Annotated in this window: 15 protein-coding genes; 8 read left to right on the top strand and 7 right to left on the bottom strand. The window is 52.8% G+C overall.

The genetic code is table 11. The annotated features are described in order from the left end of the window. The first annotated feature begins 132 nt into the window (after positions 1 to 132). From HGO41_RS04065 to HGO41_RS04055, 3 genes are all read left to right on the top strand, one after another. On the top strand, positions 133 to 1,131 hold the full coding sequence (locus HGO41_RS04065; RefSeq protein ID WP_153375290.1) for an ROK family protein: 999 nt from the start codon (positions 133 to 135) through the stop codon (positions 1,129 to 1,131). An 87-nt stretch (positions 1,132 to 1,218) separates the two neighbouring features. Then, positions 1,219 to 2,391 (top strand): MFS transporter, encoded by a 1,173-nt coding sequence (locus HGO41_RS04060; protein ID WP_119262298.1) that lies wholly within the window; start codon positions 1,219 to 1,221, stop codon positions 2,389 to 2,391. Positions 2,392 to 2,507: 116 nt separating this feature from the next. Then, positions 2,508 to 3,320, top strand: a complete 813-nt coding sequence (locus HGO41_RS04055; RefSeq protein WP_037032902.1) for a Cof-type HAD-IIB family hydrolase — start codon at positions 2,508 to 2,510, stop codon at positions 3,318 to 3,320. Between the two features lie 78 nt (positions 3,321 to 3,398). Here HGO41_RS04055 and HGO41_RS04050 read toward each other — a convergent pair whose 3' ends face one another. The 3 genes from HGO41_RS04050 to mntR all read right to left on the bottom strand — a co-directional run bounded on the left by HGO41_RS04050 (position 3,399) and on the right by mntR (position 5,003). Continuing rightward, positions 3,399 to 3,938, bottom strand: a complete 540-nt coding sequence (locus tag HGO41_RS04050) for a glycine zipper family protein (protein WP_013578197.1) — start codon at positions 3,936 to 3,938, stop codon at positions 3,399 to 3,401. Positions 3,939 to 3,952: 14 nt separating this feature from the next. Beyond that, entirely contained in the window at positions 3,953 to 4,300 is a 348-nt protein-coding gene (locus HGO41_RS04045) for a hypothetical protein (RefSeq protein ID WP_013578198.1), read from the bottom strand. A 259-nt stretch (positions 4,301 to 4,559) separates the two neighbouring features. Then, complete coding sequence (mntR, locus tag HGO41_RS04040) at positions 4,560 to 5,003, bottom strand: manganese-binding transcriptional regulator MntR (protein WP_013578199.1); 444 nt, start codon at positions 5,001 to 5,003, stop codon at positions 4,560 to 4,562. 187 nt (positions 5,004 to 5,190) lie between these two features. Between mntR and HGO41_RS04035 the strand changes: the two genes are divergently transcribed. The 5 genes from HGO41_RS04035 to HGO41_RS04015 all read left to right on the top strand — a co-directional run bounded on the left by HGO41_RS04035 (position 5,191) and on the right by HGO41_RS04015 (position 8,929). Next, on the top strand, positions 5,191 to 6,132 hold the full coding sequence (locus tag HGO41_RS04035; protein ID WP_217244582.1) for a metal ABC transporter substrate-binding protein: 942 nt from the start codon (positions 5,191 to 5,193) through the stop codon (positions 6,130 to 6,132). Next, positions 6,129 to 6,908 carry an ATP-binding cassette domain-containing protein gene (locus HGO41_RS04030; protein ID WP_250980801.1) on the top strand — a complete coding sequence of 260 codons (780 nt, stop codon included), beginning with the start codon at positions 6,129 to 6,131 and terminating at the stop codon, positions 6,906 to 6,908. The genes HGO41_RS04035 and HGO41_RS04030 overlap by 4 nt, the downstream gene beginning before the upstream one ends. Then, entirely contained in the window at positions 6,905 to 7,759 is an 855-nt protein-coding gene (locus tag HGO41_RS04025; RefSeq protein WP_013578202.1) for a metal ABC transporter permease, read from the top strand. Before HGO41_RS04030 ends, HGO41_RS04025 begins: the two co-directional genes overlap by 4 nt. Continuing rightward, a complete protein-coding gene (locus HGO41_RS04020) occupies positions 7,756 to 8,610 on the top strand; it encodes a metal ABC transporter permease (protein WP_014416695.1) in 855 nt (284 codons plus the stop codon). Before HGO41_RS04025 ends, HGO41_RS04020 begins: the two co-directional genes overlap by 4 nt. Before the next feature lie 139 nt (positions 8,611 to 8,749). Next, a complete protein-coding gene (locus HGO41_RS04015; protein ID WP_013578204.1) occupies positions 8,750 to 8,929 on the top strand; it encodes a hypothetical protein in 180 nt (59 codons plus the stop codon). Positions 8,930 to 9,095: 166 nt separating this feature from the next. On the opposite strand, the gene mtr is transcribed toward HGO41_RS04015, so the two are convergent. The 4 genes from mtr to HGO41_RS03995 form a co-directional block, all read right to left on the bottom strand. Beyond that, positions 9,096 to 10,340, bottom strand: coding sequence for a tryptophan permease (mtr, locus tag HGO41_RS04010; protein WP_250980800.1), 1,245 nt, complete (start codon positions 10,338 to 10,340; stop codon positions 9,096 to 9,098). Between the two features lie 943 nt (positions 10,341 to 11,283). Then, positions 11,284 to 12,018, bottom strand: coding sequence for a pirin family protein (locus HGO41_RS04005; RefSeq protein WP_250980799.1), 735 nt, complete (start codon positions 12,016 to 12,018; stop codon positions 11,284 to 11,286). Between the two features lie 70 nt (positions 12,019 to 12,088). Continuing rightward, positions 12,089 to 13,822, bottom strand: coding sequence for an ABC-F family ATP-binding cassette domain-containing protein (locus tag HGO41_RS04000; RefSeq protein WP_112151387.1), 1,734 nt, complete (start codon positions 13,820 to 13,822; stop codon positions 12,089 to 12,091). A gap of 351 nt (positions 13,823 to 14,173) precedes the next feature. Next, positions 14,174 to 15,412 carry an MFS transporter gene (locus HGO41_RS03995; protein ID WP_013578276.1) on the bottom strand — a complete coding sequence of 413 codons (1,239 nt, stop codon included), beginning with the start codon at positions 15,410 to 15,412 and terminating at the stop codon, positions 14,174 to 14,176. Between the last annotated feature and the right edge of the window lie 5 nt (positions 15,413 to 15,417).

Genomic DNA, 15,417 nt, shown 5'->3' with positions numbered 1-15,417 from the left:
CTCCATTGAAACTGAACACTTTTTATAGCCGGTTATGGCATTGCGTGCAGACTTTTGTCGTCAGACAACCGGAGCATTATCCCTCTTTGTGCTAAATTACCCCTCATTCTTACCCGTATTCCCCGAGGCAACATGTTCACTCCGCTCAACCGTACCACCCGTGAAATGAAGATCAACAATGTTGTGCTGGTCACTAATGCATTGAAATCACTGGGGTCGGCAACAAAAGCAGATTTAGCGGTTGCTACCGGCCTGAGCATTGCGACATGTGGTGCGGTGCTTAATGAACTGAGTCTGCGCCATGAGGTACTGGCGCTGGAACTGGAAGTTTCTCGTGGCGGGCGTCCGGCGCAGCGCTATGCATATAACCCGGACTTCTTCTCCGTACTGAGTTTGTATGCACAGGGCAGTGACGCGGCGGCGCAGATTATCTGGTCGGTGAATTCAGCCACGGGTGAAAGCCTGGCTCAGGGCGAAGTTCGTTTTTTGCCGCTGATGCTGGCAACGTTTTATCAGCAGATTGAATCGCTGCTGGCAGATTACCCGAATATTAAAGCGCTGGGCGTTGGATTGCCGGGTGTGGTGGTGAAAGGCACCGTCGCGACCTGCGATATCACGGTGTTTGCCGGTGTTGCCATCGAACAACAACTGCGTGACCGTTTTGGCCTGTACGTGCAAGTCGATAACGACATGAACTATACCGCCTGGGGTTTTTACCGCAGCAGTTGTGCCGGCGTCACTGCGCCGGTTGCCTATGTATTTAAGCCGGATGTCCCTTGTCTCGGATGCGGGATGGTGATTAACGGACAGGTATTACAGGGCGCAAGCCAGTTTGCCGGTGAAGTTTCCAACCTGCCGTTTGAGCATCTGAACACGCTGCCGGTGGCGGAGGAGATGGCAAAAGTGATTGTCTCGCTGACGGCGATTATCAACCCGGTCACCATTGCACTCTCCGGCCCTAAAATCAGCGAAGCGCTGATCCCGCAACTGACGGCACTCTGCCAGCAGTATATTCCCGCGCAACATATGCCTGAACTGACTTACCGCCCCTCCATGCGTAAGGATTATCTGCAAGGCATCACCGAACTGACCCTGCATAATTACAATCTGCACGTCGCTTTCGGCGAGTAATCCGTATTGACTTTTTTTTGTCCTCACCTCTATACTCGCCACTTATTAAAAGTCTTTTAATAATTGATTTTCTGCCGGGGGAACCTGATGTCACTGTCATCTGAAATGGTAAGTGTAAACGCGCATGCCGGAAGTCCTGCCCGACGTGTCGCCACGCGGGCTATATTTTTTGTTACCGGCATGGCGATGGGGTTGTGGGCGGCGCTGGTGCCTTACGCGCAGTTGCGTACGCATTCCGAAGCGGGTGATCTCGGATTACTGTTGCTGTGCCTGGGCGCGGGGTCACTGTTGTCGATGCTGGGTTCCGGTCGGATTATTGGCCGGTTCGGTTGCCGGGCGGTGATTGTGGCCGCCGTGGTGTTGTATTGCCTGATGTTGCCGTTGCTGGCGGTGTTCAGTGATATCGGGTTGCTGGCGCTGAGTCTGTTTATTTTCGGCATGGGAATTGGTCTGGCTGATGTTGCGGTCAATGTGCAGGGAACGCTGGTTGAACAGGCAGCGGATAAACCGCTGATGTCTGGCTTTCATTGCCTGTGGAGCGTCGGCGGTATTGCCGGGGCCGGTGGCGGCGCGTTACTGCTCAGTGCCGGTATTTCGCCGCTCGGCAGCACGTTTTTTGCCGTGGCGCTGGTTGTCATCGTGACTGCCTGGTCTTTCCGCGGCATGTTACCGTTTGGCGCGCATGAGGAAGACGGGGCTGAGGGCAAACCTAAAGCGAGGCCGAATTTTCGCCTTGCGCTGATGGCCGTGATGGCGATGATCTGTTTTATGGCTGAAGGAGCGGTGCTCGACTGGGGTGGCGTATTTCTGACTCGTGAGCGCGGGCTGGCGCTGGAACATGCAGGCTGGGGCTTTGCGGTGTTTGCTGTCGCAATGTCGCTGATGCGCCTGACCGGCGATGCCATTGTCAGCGCGCTGGGACGCAAAAGAATTCTGGTGGTGGGCGGTGTGCTGGGGATCGCCGGTTACCTGATGGTGGTGCTGTTACCGGGCTGGATCCTGCCGTTATGCGGGTTTGCGCTGGTCGGTATCGGTGCGGCCAATATCGTACCAGTACTGATTACCCTCGCAGGCCAGGAGAAAGTGATGCCGGTGAATATGTCTGTGGCGATGGTTGCCACACTTGGGTATCTCGGTGTGCTCGGTGGCCCGGCAGTCATTGGCTTTATCGCCCATTTATCCAGTTTATATGTGGCATTTTCGGCGGTAGCTGCCGCGTTTCTTATCATCACGTTTGGCGCATACAAACTGAAGTATTGATTGTTTTCAAAGATCAAGGTTTTATAACTGAGTAGCAAATTTGCCCGCTGGCGCCTCAACCCCGCCAGCCTTCTTTCACCGTTAATGATAAAAATCCGACCCTGCAAGGAGCTGTGATGGCCGTAAAACTTATTGCCGTAGACATGGATGGAACCTTTCTGAACCCGCAACATGAATACAATAAAATCCGTTTTCGCGAGCAATATCAGCAACTGCTGGCGCGCGATATCAAATTTGTGGTGGCCAGCGGTAATCAGTATTACCAGCTTAAATCTTTCTTCGATGACATCGATGAACAGATTGCCTATGTGGCGGAAGGTGGGGGTTATGTCGTCGACAAAAAAGAAGAAGTTTATTGCGGCAAACTCGAACCTGAACAGGTCGCTGACGTACTGCACTGGATCAGCCGGACACCGGGCATTAACACCATCGTTTGCGGCAGAAAGGGCGCGTATGTACTGAACGGCACCGATGAAGCCTTTATCAGCCGGATGCGTCGTTACTATCACCGCCTGAGCAAAGTGAGCGATTATGCCGAAATCAACGACACGATTTTCAAATTCGCGCTTAGCTATAGGGAGGATGACGTCTATCCGCTTATGGGCGAAATTACCCGCCATCTGGGCAATATTGTTGCGCCGGTTACCAGCGGGCACGGTTCGGTGGATCTGATCATCAGCGGAAATCACAAAGCCTGCGGCCTGCAAAAAATCCAGAAAATCTACGGTATCCGGGATGAGGAAGTGCTGGCCTTCGGTGATAGCGGAAATGATCTCGAAATGCTCAGCTATTGCGGATTTGGTTTTGCGATGGAAAACGCCTCGGCAGCGGCCAAAGCTGCCGCAAAATACACGGCACCATCAAACAGCGATGAGGGTGTGCTGAACATTATCGATGATGTGCTTAATGACCGTGCGCCGTTTGCCTGAACGACGAAAGACTGAAGAAAAGTGAACTGAAACAAAAGGCTGCCAGAGAACGGGCAGCCTTTTTAATTGTGCAAAAACTTAAGGTACGTAATCCGGAGGAACATCGTTGTTTCCCGGCGGGGCCGGATAGTAGTCCGGTGGCACCTCTGACTGTGCCTGAGGTTGCGCACTGTAACCATAGCTGGCATCGACCGGCACTTTATTGCCTTTGGCATACATGCACTGGGTGTAGACGGTATCGTATTGATCCTGCAAATTACCGCTGCTGGCACCTGCGCCGTTACTGCCCATCGCGCTGCCAATCAACAAACCACTGCCTGCGCCAACCAGCGCGCCCGCTCCGGCCTGATGAGACGCCGCGCCTAGCAGCGCACCCGCCGCTGCACCTACAACGGTGCCTGCCGCGGCGGTATTGACTGCGTTATTGTTGGCTGTTTGTGCGCCGCCGTTAACACTGTTGTAGGCGTCATTCCGGCAGGCCATTTCATCCATACGGAATTGCTGATAATCCTTACCGGTGCCGGGTAACACCATCACATCGGGCCGGGTGGGAGGAGAAACGCAGCCGGAAAGCGCTGCAGTCAGGGCGATAACCGCCAGCGGAGTGAACCTGTTCATGAAATTATCGCCTGTTAACGCGGTGCGGAATCACCTACAACCACCTTCATCCAGCCGCGCGGACAGCGCTGCACATGCGGATAGTAGCCCGCAGGATTCTGGCAGTAATAGGCATAGTCAGGAGTTTTCTCAACATATGTCTGCGGTTGTGCTGGTGTAACGTAGACCACCGGCGGCGGCCCGTAATACACCGGAGGCGGTGGTGGTCCCCAGGGGATGCCGACGATAATGCGCGGTCCACCGTATCCACCGTGATAGTAGCCGTGACCATAATAACCATGCCCGTAATAGCCATAGGCAAACGATGCAAAGCTGGCAGACATCAGCACGCCAGCGGTCAGCATCAACAACAACCTTTTCATAACAACCTCGACGCGCAATGATCGGATACAGGGAATGGCTTAAATGCCACCATTCCTGAGCGTAACGATACGCCCAAGTGTGGGAAAAGGTTGGCGGGAGATCAGGGTGAATCTGACAAGGTAACGCCAGCAATTGTGAGCAAAAAATTCACGGGAAAAGATTACTTTACGAACATCGGAGAGGGCGTGGGAATATCGGGGAAAACCGCCCGGTTCTGTTAAAAAACCAACCCGGCGGCGGATGAGATGCGGCGTTAAATCAGGATTTTTTCTCTGCCGTAAAGCGTCTGAACGCTTCAAGCGTTTCATCGCTGACGTGATGCTCAACACCTTCTGCATCGAGGCGCGCGGTTTCGGGGCTGATCCCAAGGGCAATAAAGAACGCTTCTACGACGTTATGACGCTCGCGGTTTTCCGCTGCCAGCCGCTCACCTTCAGGCGTAAGGAAGGTTCCGCGATAGGGTAACTGATGAACCAGCCCGGCATTGGCCAGTCGTTTGAGCGTTTTTGCGACGGTAGGCTGAGAAACCCCCAGCCGCGCGGCCAAATCGACCTGACGCGCTTCGCCAAATTCGTGGATTAAGTCTGAAATCAGCTCAACGTAATCGTCCATTAATTCCCGGCGATGTGCCTCGCGCACCTGTAAAAAACCCTGAGCGTGTTCTTCCACATCCAGTAATGGATTTATTTTTTTTTCTTTCACTACGCCTGCCTCTTTCTTGCTCAACGGTTTTTACCGTTGCCGCGTACACCACGGCAACTCACGCATTGTAAACCAAGTACACACATCTACCAATTTCTGAAAACTTTGCCTTGGCTATGGAGTATAGCCTGTGCTATACCTGAATAATAAACCGCCGGTTAATGCGCAGAGTGACAGGAGAGATTTGATGGAAAAAGGACAAAGCATTTTAAAATTATTCAGCTATTCGCCGTTTCGTTTGCGACTGATGCTGGTCGGGATGATCGTGGCGCTGATCACCGGAAACGCGCAGGCGGCCGAAAAAGACAAAAAGAAGTTTAAAGTCGTCACCACTTTCACAGTGATCCAGGATATCGCGCAGAACGTTGCCGGTGATGCGGCGACGGTAGAATCCATCACCAAACCCGGCGCAGAAATTCATGATTACCAGCCGACGCCGCGTGACATCGTGAAAACCCAGTCGGCGGATCTCATTTTGTGGAACGGTTTTAACCTTGAACGCTGGTTTGGTCGTTTTTTTGCCAACATCAGGAATGTGCCTTCTGCGACAGTGACGGACGGCATCGCGCCTCTGCCTATTCAGGAAGGACCGTATGTCGGCAATCCAAACCCTCATGCCTGGATGTCCGCGAAAAATGCGCTGGTTTACATCGAAAATATCCGCGCCGCGCTGGTGAAATATGACCCTGAAAACGCCGCCGTTTATGACCGCAATGCTAAAAATTATGCCGAAAAAATCAGCCTGCTCGATGCGCCGCTGCGTGAGCGTCTGGCGAAAATCCCGGAAGGACAGCGCTGGCTGGTGACCAGCGAAGGCGCGTTCAGTTATCTGGCGAAAGATTATGGATTGAAAGAAGCCTACCTGTGGCCGATCAATGCTGAAGAACAGGGTACGCCGCAGCAGGTGAAAAAAATCATCGATCTGGTGCGTCAGCAAAATATCCCGGTGGTATTCAGCGAAAGCACAATCTCGGACAAACCGGCGAAGCAGGTCAGTAAAGAGACGGGCGCGAAATATGGCGGCGTGTTGTATGTCGATTCACTGTCTACCGCTGACGGGCCGGTGCCGACTTACATTGATTTGCTGAAAGTCACGGTGAGTACCATCGCAGAAGGGTTCGGACAATGAGTGACACCAGGCTGCATCTCAAGGTTGATGATATTTCGGTGACCTACAACAACGGGCATACCGCGATTGAGAATGCCTCGTTCACGCTGCACGGCGGCTCGATTTGCGCACTGCTGGGCGTGAACGGCAGCGGTAAATCCACGCTGTTTAAAACCATTATGGGGATTATCCGTCCGACGCACGGGCGGGTGACACTTGATGGCCTCAATGTCGCCAAAGCAATGAAACAAAATCTGATCGCGTATGTGCCGCAGTCGGAAGAGGTGGACTGGAATTTCCCGGTGCTGGTGCGGGATGTGGTGATGATGGGGCGCTATGGCAAAATGTCGTTTCTGCGCATTCCCTCACAGGAAGATAAAAAACAAGTTGCTTCCGCGCTGGCGCGTGTTGGGCTGACGGAGCTGGCCCACCGCCAGATTGGAGAGCTTTCCGGCGGTCAGAAAAAACGCGTTTTCCTGGCGCGTGCGCTGGCACAACAAGGGCGGGTGATGTTGCTTGATGAGCCGTTTACCGGCGTGGATATCAAAACTGAAAACGCCATTATCGAATTGCTGCGACAACTGCGCGAGGAAGGACATCTGATTCTGGTGTCGACGCACAACATCGCCAGCGTGCCCGATTTTTGTGATCGCGTGGTGCTGATTAACCGCACGGTGATGGCTTCCGGTCCGCTGGAAACCACCTTTACCCATCAGAATCTTGAAAATACCTTTGGCGGTGCGCTGCGTAATATCGGCTATCTGGTGCCACAAGAACCGGTGAGGCGGGCGGTATGACCGAACTGTTGCTGGAGCCGTTTCAGTACAACTATATGGTGAAAGCCATCTGGGTGAGTGCGGGGGTCGGTGCAGTGTGTGCCTTTTTATCGGCGTATCTGATGCTCAAAGGCTGGTCACTGATGGGCGATGCGTTGTCGCATTCGGTAGTGCCCGGTGTCGCGGGCGCTTACGCGCTGGGCTTTCCCTACGCGATCGGCGCATTCGGGACCGGTATTCTGGCCGCACTTTGCATGACACTGTTGCGTCACTTCACCAAACTGCGGGAAGACGCGATTATCGGTTTTGTGTTCTCCACGTTCTTTGCCCTTGGCCTGTTACTGGTGTCGCTTAACCCGACATCCGTTAACGTGCAGTCGATTCTGTTCGGCAATATTTTAGGGATTGATGACGCCGATATTTTACAGGTACAAATTATTGTCGGCGTTTCGCTGCTGGTGCTGTGTCTTATCTGGCGTGACCTGCTGGCGGTATTTTTCGACGAAGCGCATGCGGTTTCGGTCGGCCTTTCGCCGCTGTGGCTGAAAGTGATTTTCTTCACTATTTTCAGCGCGTGCAGCGTAGCGGCGTTACAAACTGTCGGCGCAATTTTAGTGATCGCAATGGTCATCACACCCGGCGCAACGGCCTATCTGCTGTCAGACCGTTTTTCACACCTGCTCATTATTTCTGTGATCATCGGTGCAGTGACCAGTGCAGCGGGGGCATGGCTGAGTTATTTCCTCGATGGTGCAACCGGCGGGGTGATTGTTTGTCTGCAAACCACCGTCTTCCTGCTGGCGTTCTTGTTCGCGCCGAAACATGGCTGGCTGGTGAATCATTTCCGCATTAAAAACCGGAGCCGCGCATGATGTCCTGGTTTGATGTGCTGATGGAGCCGCTGAGCTTCGATTTTATGCAACGTGCTCTGCTGACCGCTGCGGCCACCAGTATCGTCTGCGCAATGTTTTCCTGTTTTCTGGTACTCAAAGGCTGGTCGCTGATGGGGGACGCCATTTCTCATGCGGTCCTTCCGGGCGTAGTGCTGGCCTATCTGGCAGGAATTCCGCTGGTGATTGGCGCGTTCGGTTCCGGCCTGTTTTGCGCGGTCGCGACGGGTTTCATCAAAGAACATTGCCGGGTGAAAGAAGATTCGGTAATGGGGATCGTCTTCTCCGGTATGTTTGCCGGTGGTCTGGTGCTGTTCTCGCGGGTGAATACCGAGCAGCATCTCAGCCACATTTTGTTTGGCAACGTGCTGGGTGTGACCGACAGTGAAATGTTGCAAACCCTGATTATCGCCGCTGTCGTGACGCTGGCGATTATCCTCAAATTTAAAGACCTGATGCTGTTTTGTTTTGATCCTGTACAGGCGAAAGTCATCGGGCTGCCGGTACGTTTTTATCACTATGCGTTGTTGTGTATGCTGGCACTGACCATTGTCGCAGCGTTACAGGCTGTCGGTGTGGTGCTGGTGGTGGCGATGCTGATTACGCCGGGCATTACGGCGTTTCTGCTGTGTAAGACGTTGACGAAGATGCTGGTGGTTTCCGTGACAACGTCACTTTTTGCGGCCATCTCAGGCACTTTTATCAGCTTCTATATTGATGCTGCGACCGGGCCGACAATCGTTCTGGTGCAGGCGGCCATTTTCCTGCTGGCGCTGACGGCGAATTTACTGCGCAAATCGATTAAGCCGCGTCAGGCCGCACCGAATACTTAGTACCGGCGCGTCAGGACGCCGTATTCCCTTTTTGAGCGATTCTGATGACGCCGCTGGCTACCTGCCGCATAAAAGCCTACCATCGATCAGCAACACACGGGTTTATTGAAGTTCAATGAAGTAAGAGTTAAGGATTGTTATGAGCGAAGTTGCAAGTTCCATCAGTGTTGGCGATAGCTTTACTGTCAAGAACGGCTCAACCCATGAAGTCACTGGCTTTGTGAAGAAAGGCGAAAGAATTTACCCGACGATCAAAACTGATCACGGCGATTCGAACTTCACCTTCATCAAAGAAATTGTTTCAGTGAATAAAGCGTAACGTTAACGACCTTCTCTATGATCGCGGCCTGTTTGTATTAAGCAAAGAGCAGGCTGCGTGATGTGATTGCCTTCAGAAATCCTTCCTGCCTCACCTCTGTCTTTGCTATACCCTATGTCTTTTGATGCACCAGCCCTGTCCGACGGACAAAACGGGTGGAAATCATTTAACGATATACCGGCAGTAAATTTACGCTCGACAGAATGTGCACTGCCGCATTCAGTACGCCAAACAACAGCACCAGCACAATCATTTTATTGCCGCCCCATACACGATAGAGCGGGCTGCCGAAGCGCTGGCGTGATGCCCGTGCCATCAGTGCCGGAACAATCACCGCCCAGACCGTGGCGGCGAGACCTGCAAAACCAATCGCGTAAATAAAACCATCCGGGTAGATCACACCACCAATGATTGGCGGCACAAAAGTGATCAGTGCGGTTTTAAATCGACCGGTACGGCTGTCGTCGAATTTGAAAAGGTCAGCCAGATAGTCGAATAACCCGAGCGTCACGCCCAGGAATGAACAGGCCACGGCGAAGTTGGAGAAAATGGTCAGCAACAAATCCAGCCCCGCACTGTTGAGGATCTGACTCAGCGATTGCACCAGCACATCAATATTGCCACCACGTTCGGCGATGCCAATAAACGCCGTGCGTGGAATGTTACCCATCGTGCCCAGCATCCAGATGACATACAGCCCGAGCGCCATAAGGGTACCCAGCAACAGGCATCTTTTGATGATCTGCGGGTTCTTGCCGTAATATTTCATCAGGCTCGGTACGTTACCGTGATAGCCAAACGAGGCGAGACAAAACGGCAGCGTCGCCAGCACATACGGTGTGTAACTCGGGTTCAACTCCACGCTGTTAAGCAAGTTTACCGGTTTGATGTGCCACAGTAAGCTGCCAAATGTCAGGAAGAAGGCGATGATTTTGGCACCCAGCACAATTGCGGTCATGCGACTCACGGCGCGGGTGCTGAGCCAGACAATAAACGCAACTGCCAGTGCGGTCAGCAGGCCGCCGAGGCGGGGAGAAAAGCTCACTGCCATTTCGCGCAGCGTATGTTGAATAACCGAACCGCTGGCAGAAATATAAGCGTAAGTCAGGATATACAGCACGAACGCGATGGTCATGCCATTCAGCCGGTTCCAGTTTTTCCCCAGCAAATCGCCGGTGACGGTATTAAAACTCGACCCTACAGGATAGTTAAGATTCGCTTCGAGGATCATCAGGCCTGAGTGCAGCATACAGAACCAGGTAAAAATCAATGCGGCAACTGACCAGAAAAACCAGGCTCCGGACATCACCACCGGCAAAGAAAACATCCCTGCACCGATGATAGTTCCACCGATAATCATTGCGCCACCCAATACAGAATGCTGCGGAGCGGTCACGGAAAGCGTCGCCATAGTGCGGATCCTCGCGTGGCTTTTATCACGATTCGTTAAGTGAATTGCTGTAAAAGATTTGATATGAAAATTGTCCGGAAATCGCGCGTTTATGCTGCGGTCAGGGCCATGAGCGCAGCAATATAGTGGATTTAAGCACTGATGTACACTGTTGAACTAGCTTGCTGGTACAAAAGTAGTTGTTATCACGTTCAGCGGGGCGGGGAGGCAGGAGATGTGCACGCAGGATTATTTTTATTCGACTTTTTGGTTACTTGCCTTATCAATATCTTTGGTATAGGTCACAGATTTCATTATGTTTTCTAATATGGCATAGATTAAAAAACCTGTTCGTAAATACAGGGTTGACACACGATTTATAACGAGTAGATTAGAACTCAGCACCAGAGAGAAATGGGATGAAAATTTTATTTCGCGGTGCATTTAGCAGGTTGATAAACTTGCAAGTAATGAGATGCGATAAAGGCCACGAAGTATTTTAGTTTGGGTGATTCAACACCGGATTTTCATTTAAAATCCGTGAGATGATGCTTTAAGGCCATGCAGTAAAGCTGTAAAATCGCATGATGTGGAAGAAAACGCGATGATGTAACGCCTTGTTAGTCAGAGTAATGTTCGCGATTTGGGTACGTTAAGTCTGAAATCGAGAATATCGCGACGAGAGTAAGGTCACGCATCAAAGAGTATATATCGCGAGGGTGATGTACTCATTTATCCCGACTGAAAACCGGTATAAGTGAAATTAACAGGATACCGATGTTATTCCACAAAATTATAGGAGGATAGCGTTACCTGGCTTCAAAATATATCCTGTGAAAATATGTGCATCTTTAGAAGTTGTAATATGTAATTAAGTTGATGAATGTTAAATATTAATTTGGTAGTACCTTAAAAGCCCCGGTTTAACAACTGGGGCTTTTATATTTTAACTGCCAGATTTTAATTACTTTCCGCTAATCGCCCCTTCCAGAATGGCTTCCGCACCCAGACAAACGAGGAAACACACCAGGGTGGTTTCTTTTTTTGCCGAGGCGGCAGGCAATGCACTTTCCTCATCACTGATCGCATCACCTTTTGACAGGCTGACGTCCGCAATGCTGATTTCGCCATCCATGACATACAACCACTGTGCAAATCCCGGATGTGCCGGAATTTCCGTGGTGGTATTTTCATCCATGCGAATGTCATAAACATATACTGCCTGACGAATTTCCAATGGAGATTCAATCCCTTCCGGCGCGGCCAGCAGCGTCCATTCGTTTTGCTTTACGCCGTCCGGACGTTCCATGAACTGCACACGACTCTCGAGGTTTGCTTTGCGCGGACGAATGAAAATCTGCAACATTTCGGCGGGCACCAGCGGCGTGGATTCTTCATGCCAGAAGCTTTCTCCGGCATTCATCATCATCAGCTTTTTCGGTGAGAGCGATATCCGATGACCGGCAGAATCTGCGTGCACCATCGAACCGCGCCACATATAGCTGAAGATTTCATCGTTGTTATGCTCATGCATTTTCACCAGCGTACCCAGTTCCAGGTTGGCATGATCGATAACACTGAGCGGTCCGAATGCATCATCGCTATTTTCGGGCAGAATTTTCCCGGGGCGCATGCGGCGGATACGGAACGGGCCGTATTCGAAGGTGGTTTTAGGCTCAGCACGTAAAACGTTAAACATAATTTCTCCGGCAGGAACAGCAATGCGTTGTGTAAGTAAAAATCAATATACAGTTTCTTAACATATGTCTTTAAAGCAGATCCAGCAACGCATTCAGTTCATCAATCTTTTGTTGCCACTGGCGTTGCAGTTCCGGTTTCTGATGCTTTGGTTTGCGCGCCAGGTCGTCTTCCAGCTTGTTTTCCAGCGCCATCAGTGTCGCCAGCAAGCGTTCCTCTTCAGTTTCCTGAATCACCACGCTTTCCAGCCTCACGTCCGACACCGGCGCGTCGGCAGGAGGAACCGCGCCTGCCAGAATCGCATACACCGGCGCGGGGGAATGCCATTCTTCCAGACGCTGCTGGTCTATCAGCCAGAAACGGTTGCAGCTTTGCTCGATCAGCGTCCTGTCATGGGAAACCATCAGCACTGCGCCGCTGAAGGTTTTCAGCGTTTCCGCCAGCTCCTCTTTACCTTCCAGATCCAGATGGTTGGTCGGCTCATCAAGTAACAAAAGGGAATAGTTCGCCAGCGTCAGGCCGATAAACAGCAGCCGTGAACGTTCGCCACCGCTGAGCGTGCTCACTTTTTGCTGATGACGGATATACGGAAATCCCGCGCCAATCAGCGCCATTTTTCGCTGTTCTTCGGTCAGCGGCGCGAAATGCGCCAGGGCATCAGAAAGCGAATCGTTATCCTGCAATTGATGTTGGTTCTGATCGTAATAACCCATTCGCACGCGCGGGTGGAAAATCACGCCTTTGACCGTCGTTTCCGGGCAGATAAACGCCTGCCACAAACTGTGCAGAAGGGATGATTTACCGCAACCGTTACGCCCGACCAGCGCGATACGATCGCCGCTCTTCACCCGCATTTCATCAAGGGTGAACAGCACCGGGGCATCAGGCGCCGGTCGCACCTGTAAATCAGCCAGCGCCAGCACGCGATCCGCCGCCAGCGCTTCGCCGTTCAGGCGAAGTTTCCACTGATTGCCTGCGGTGACGTCAGTTTGATCTTCCTTCATGCGCACCACGTGTTTTTCCATTTGCTTGGCCTTGCGCGCCAGTCCCTCATTGTCGTAAACGCTGCCCCAGACGGCCAGCCGTTTGGCGCTCAGTGTCACGCGGTCAATTTCCTTTTGCTCCGCTTTACGACGCAGTGCGTCGGCAATGTCTTTTTCTTCCAGCGCCTGACGTGCCTGGGTACAAGGCAGGCGGATAAATTGCAGCGTTTTATCGCGCAGGATCCAGGTTGAGTTGGTTACGCTGTCCAGCAGACTGCGGTCATGGGAAACCAGTACAAAGCTGCCCGCCCAGTTTTTCAGAAACTGCTCCAGCCACAGTAATGTCGGCAGATCCAGATGATTGCTTGGCTCATCGAGCAGCAGTAAATCCGGCTGGTGGATCAGCGCCCGCGCCAGCAGCAGACGGGTATGCTGGCCGCCACTGAGCGTACCCGCCGTCAGTTCCCAGGCATTTTCATCAAAACCCAGGTCCGAAAGCAGCACCTGCGCCTGCCAGGGTTCGGGCTGATGAAGGCTGCCGGGCAGATGACCGAGCACCGATTCCAGCAGGGTACAATCATTGAGTTCTGCGGGAAGATGCTGTTCGACGCGCGCCATCAGGCATTGATTCGCCAGTGTCACGGTGCCGGAGGAGGCCGCCAGTTCACCGCTGAGGATTTTCAGCAAGGTGCTTTTGCCGCAGCCGTTATGGCCGATGAGACCAATGCGGTCGCCTTTTTTCAGGCCGAAGGAAATCTCAGCCAACAACGGGCCGAAGGCGTTATCGAAAGATAAAGATTGTGCGGATAATAAAGTCGTCATGAATGCTTACTCAGGTTTTCAGGCACAAAGATGCCTGTCGTCAGAAAAGCCGACGATAACCGGTAAGCCGGAGGGAAGTTCTCAGGTTGTCAGTTAGCTTCGCTCAAGCAGGTTATCGCGGCACGGTGCCGGAAATGCCTGAGCAGTGACGATCGCTAAGGACGAGTGAAATTAAAAAAACTTCACGGGTCAGCATGGCAATCCTCCTTATATAACGTTGGTGAATGAATGAGCTGATTATATTGGGGATTATTGAATTATTCCAGTCAGAGCAACTCGTTAAAACGCATAACGCCATCCCAGCCGTCCACTCATGAGAGGGACGGCGCTGATTTGCGTGTCGTGATGCGATTAAGCTTCAACGACTTCATTTTCCAGCTTCTGCCTTTTTCGCAGGCCGGGGAACCAGGTCATCCACAATCCGACCACGATCAGCGTGCCGACACCGCCGATGGCTGCGGCGGGAACTGCGCCAACCCAGGCGGCCAGCAGACCGGATTCAAATTCACCGAGCTGATTCGAGGTGTTGATGAAGATGGAGTTCACGGCGCTGACACGACCGCGCATGTCATCCGGTGTATCAAGCTGTACCAGCGCACCGCGGATCACCATGCTGATCATATCGAAACCGCCGAGAGCAAACAGCGCCAGCATCGATAACCAGAGCGAAGTGGAAAACGCGAAAACCAGTGTGGCGGCACCGAAACCGGCGACGGCGGCGAACATGATTTTTCCGACATTACGGTTGAGTGCGCGGTGGCTCAGCCAGAATCCGACGATCAGACCGCCGACCGCCGGTGCGCCACGTAGCAAGCCTAATCCCCACGGACCGGTATGCAGAATGTCGTGAGCGAAAATGGGTAACAGGGCGGTTGCGCCACCGAGTAAAACCGCGAACAAGTCGAGCGAAATCACGCCCAGCACGTCCGGGCGGGCGCGGATAAAACCAATGCCTGCGAACAGCGTTTTGAAGGTTGCCGGTACACGATGCGGCTGTGCCTGTTCATAGCGTAAACGGCTGACCATTACGATAGATAACAGATACAGACAGGCGCACACGGCGTATGCCACACCCGCGCCCGCGACATACAGAAAGCCACCCAGCGCCGGGCCAACCATCGACGCGGCCTGTCCGGAAACGCTGGTGGCGGCCATTGCGCGGGCCAGCAAATTCGGTGGCACCAGCGCGGGCAACATCGACTGTAATGAAGGGGCTTCCATCGCTTTGGCAGTCGAAATCACGAAAATCAGTCCGAGCACGACCACTTCATTGACGTGATGTGTCAGCGTCAGATAAGCCAGCGAGCCAATCGCCACCCATTCGGCGATTTGCCCGAGCAGCACCACGCGGCGGCGGTCAAACTGATCGGCAACGTGGCCTGCCACCAGCGCAAGCGCGACGGAAGGTAAAAACTGCACCAACCCGATCAGCCCGAGATCAAACGCCCGGCCGGTGATCGAATAAATCTGCCAGCTCACCACGATGGAAAGCATCTGGAAACCAAAGCTGGACGCTGCACGGGCGATCCAGAAAGCGACAAACGAGCGGTGCCGTAACAGTGAGTCTGAATTACCGGAAGCAGCAGACATGACAA

The organism is Rahnella sp. CG8 (genome assembly GCF_023701875.1).
Lineage (GTDB): Bacteria > Pseudomonadota > Gammaproteobacteria > Enterobacterales > Enterobacteriaceae > Rahnella > Rahnella aceris.
Note: the sequence above shows the minus strand (reverse complement) of the source record. Positions and strands in the feature narration are given on the sequence as shown.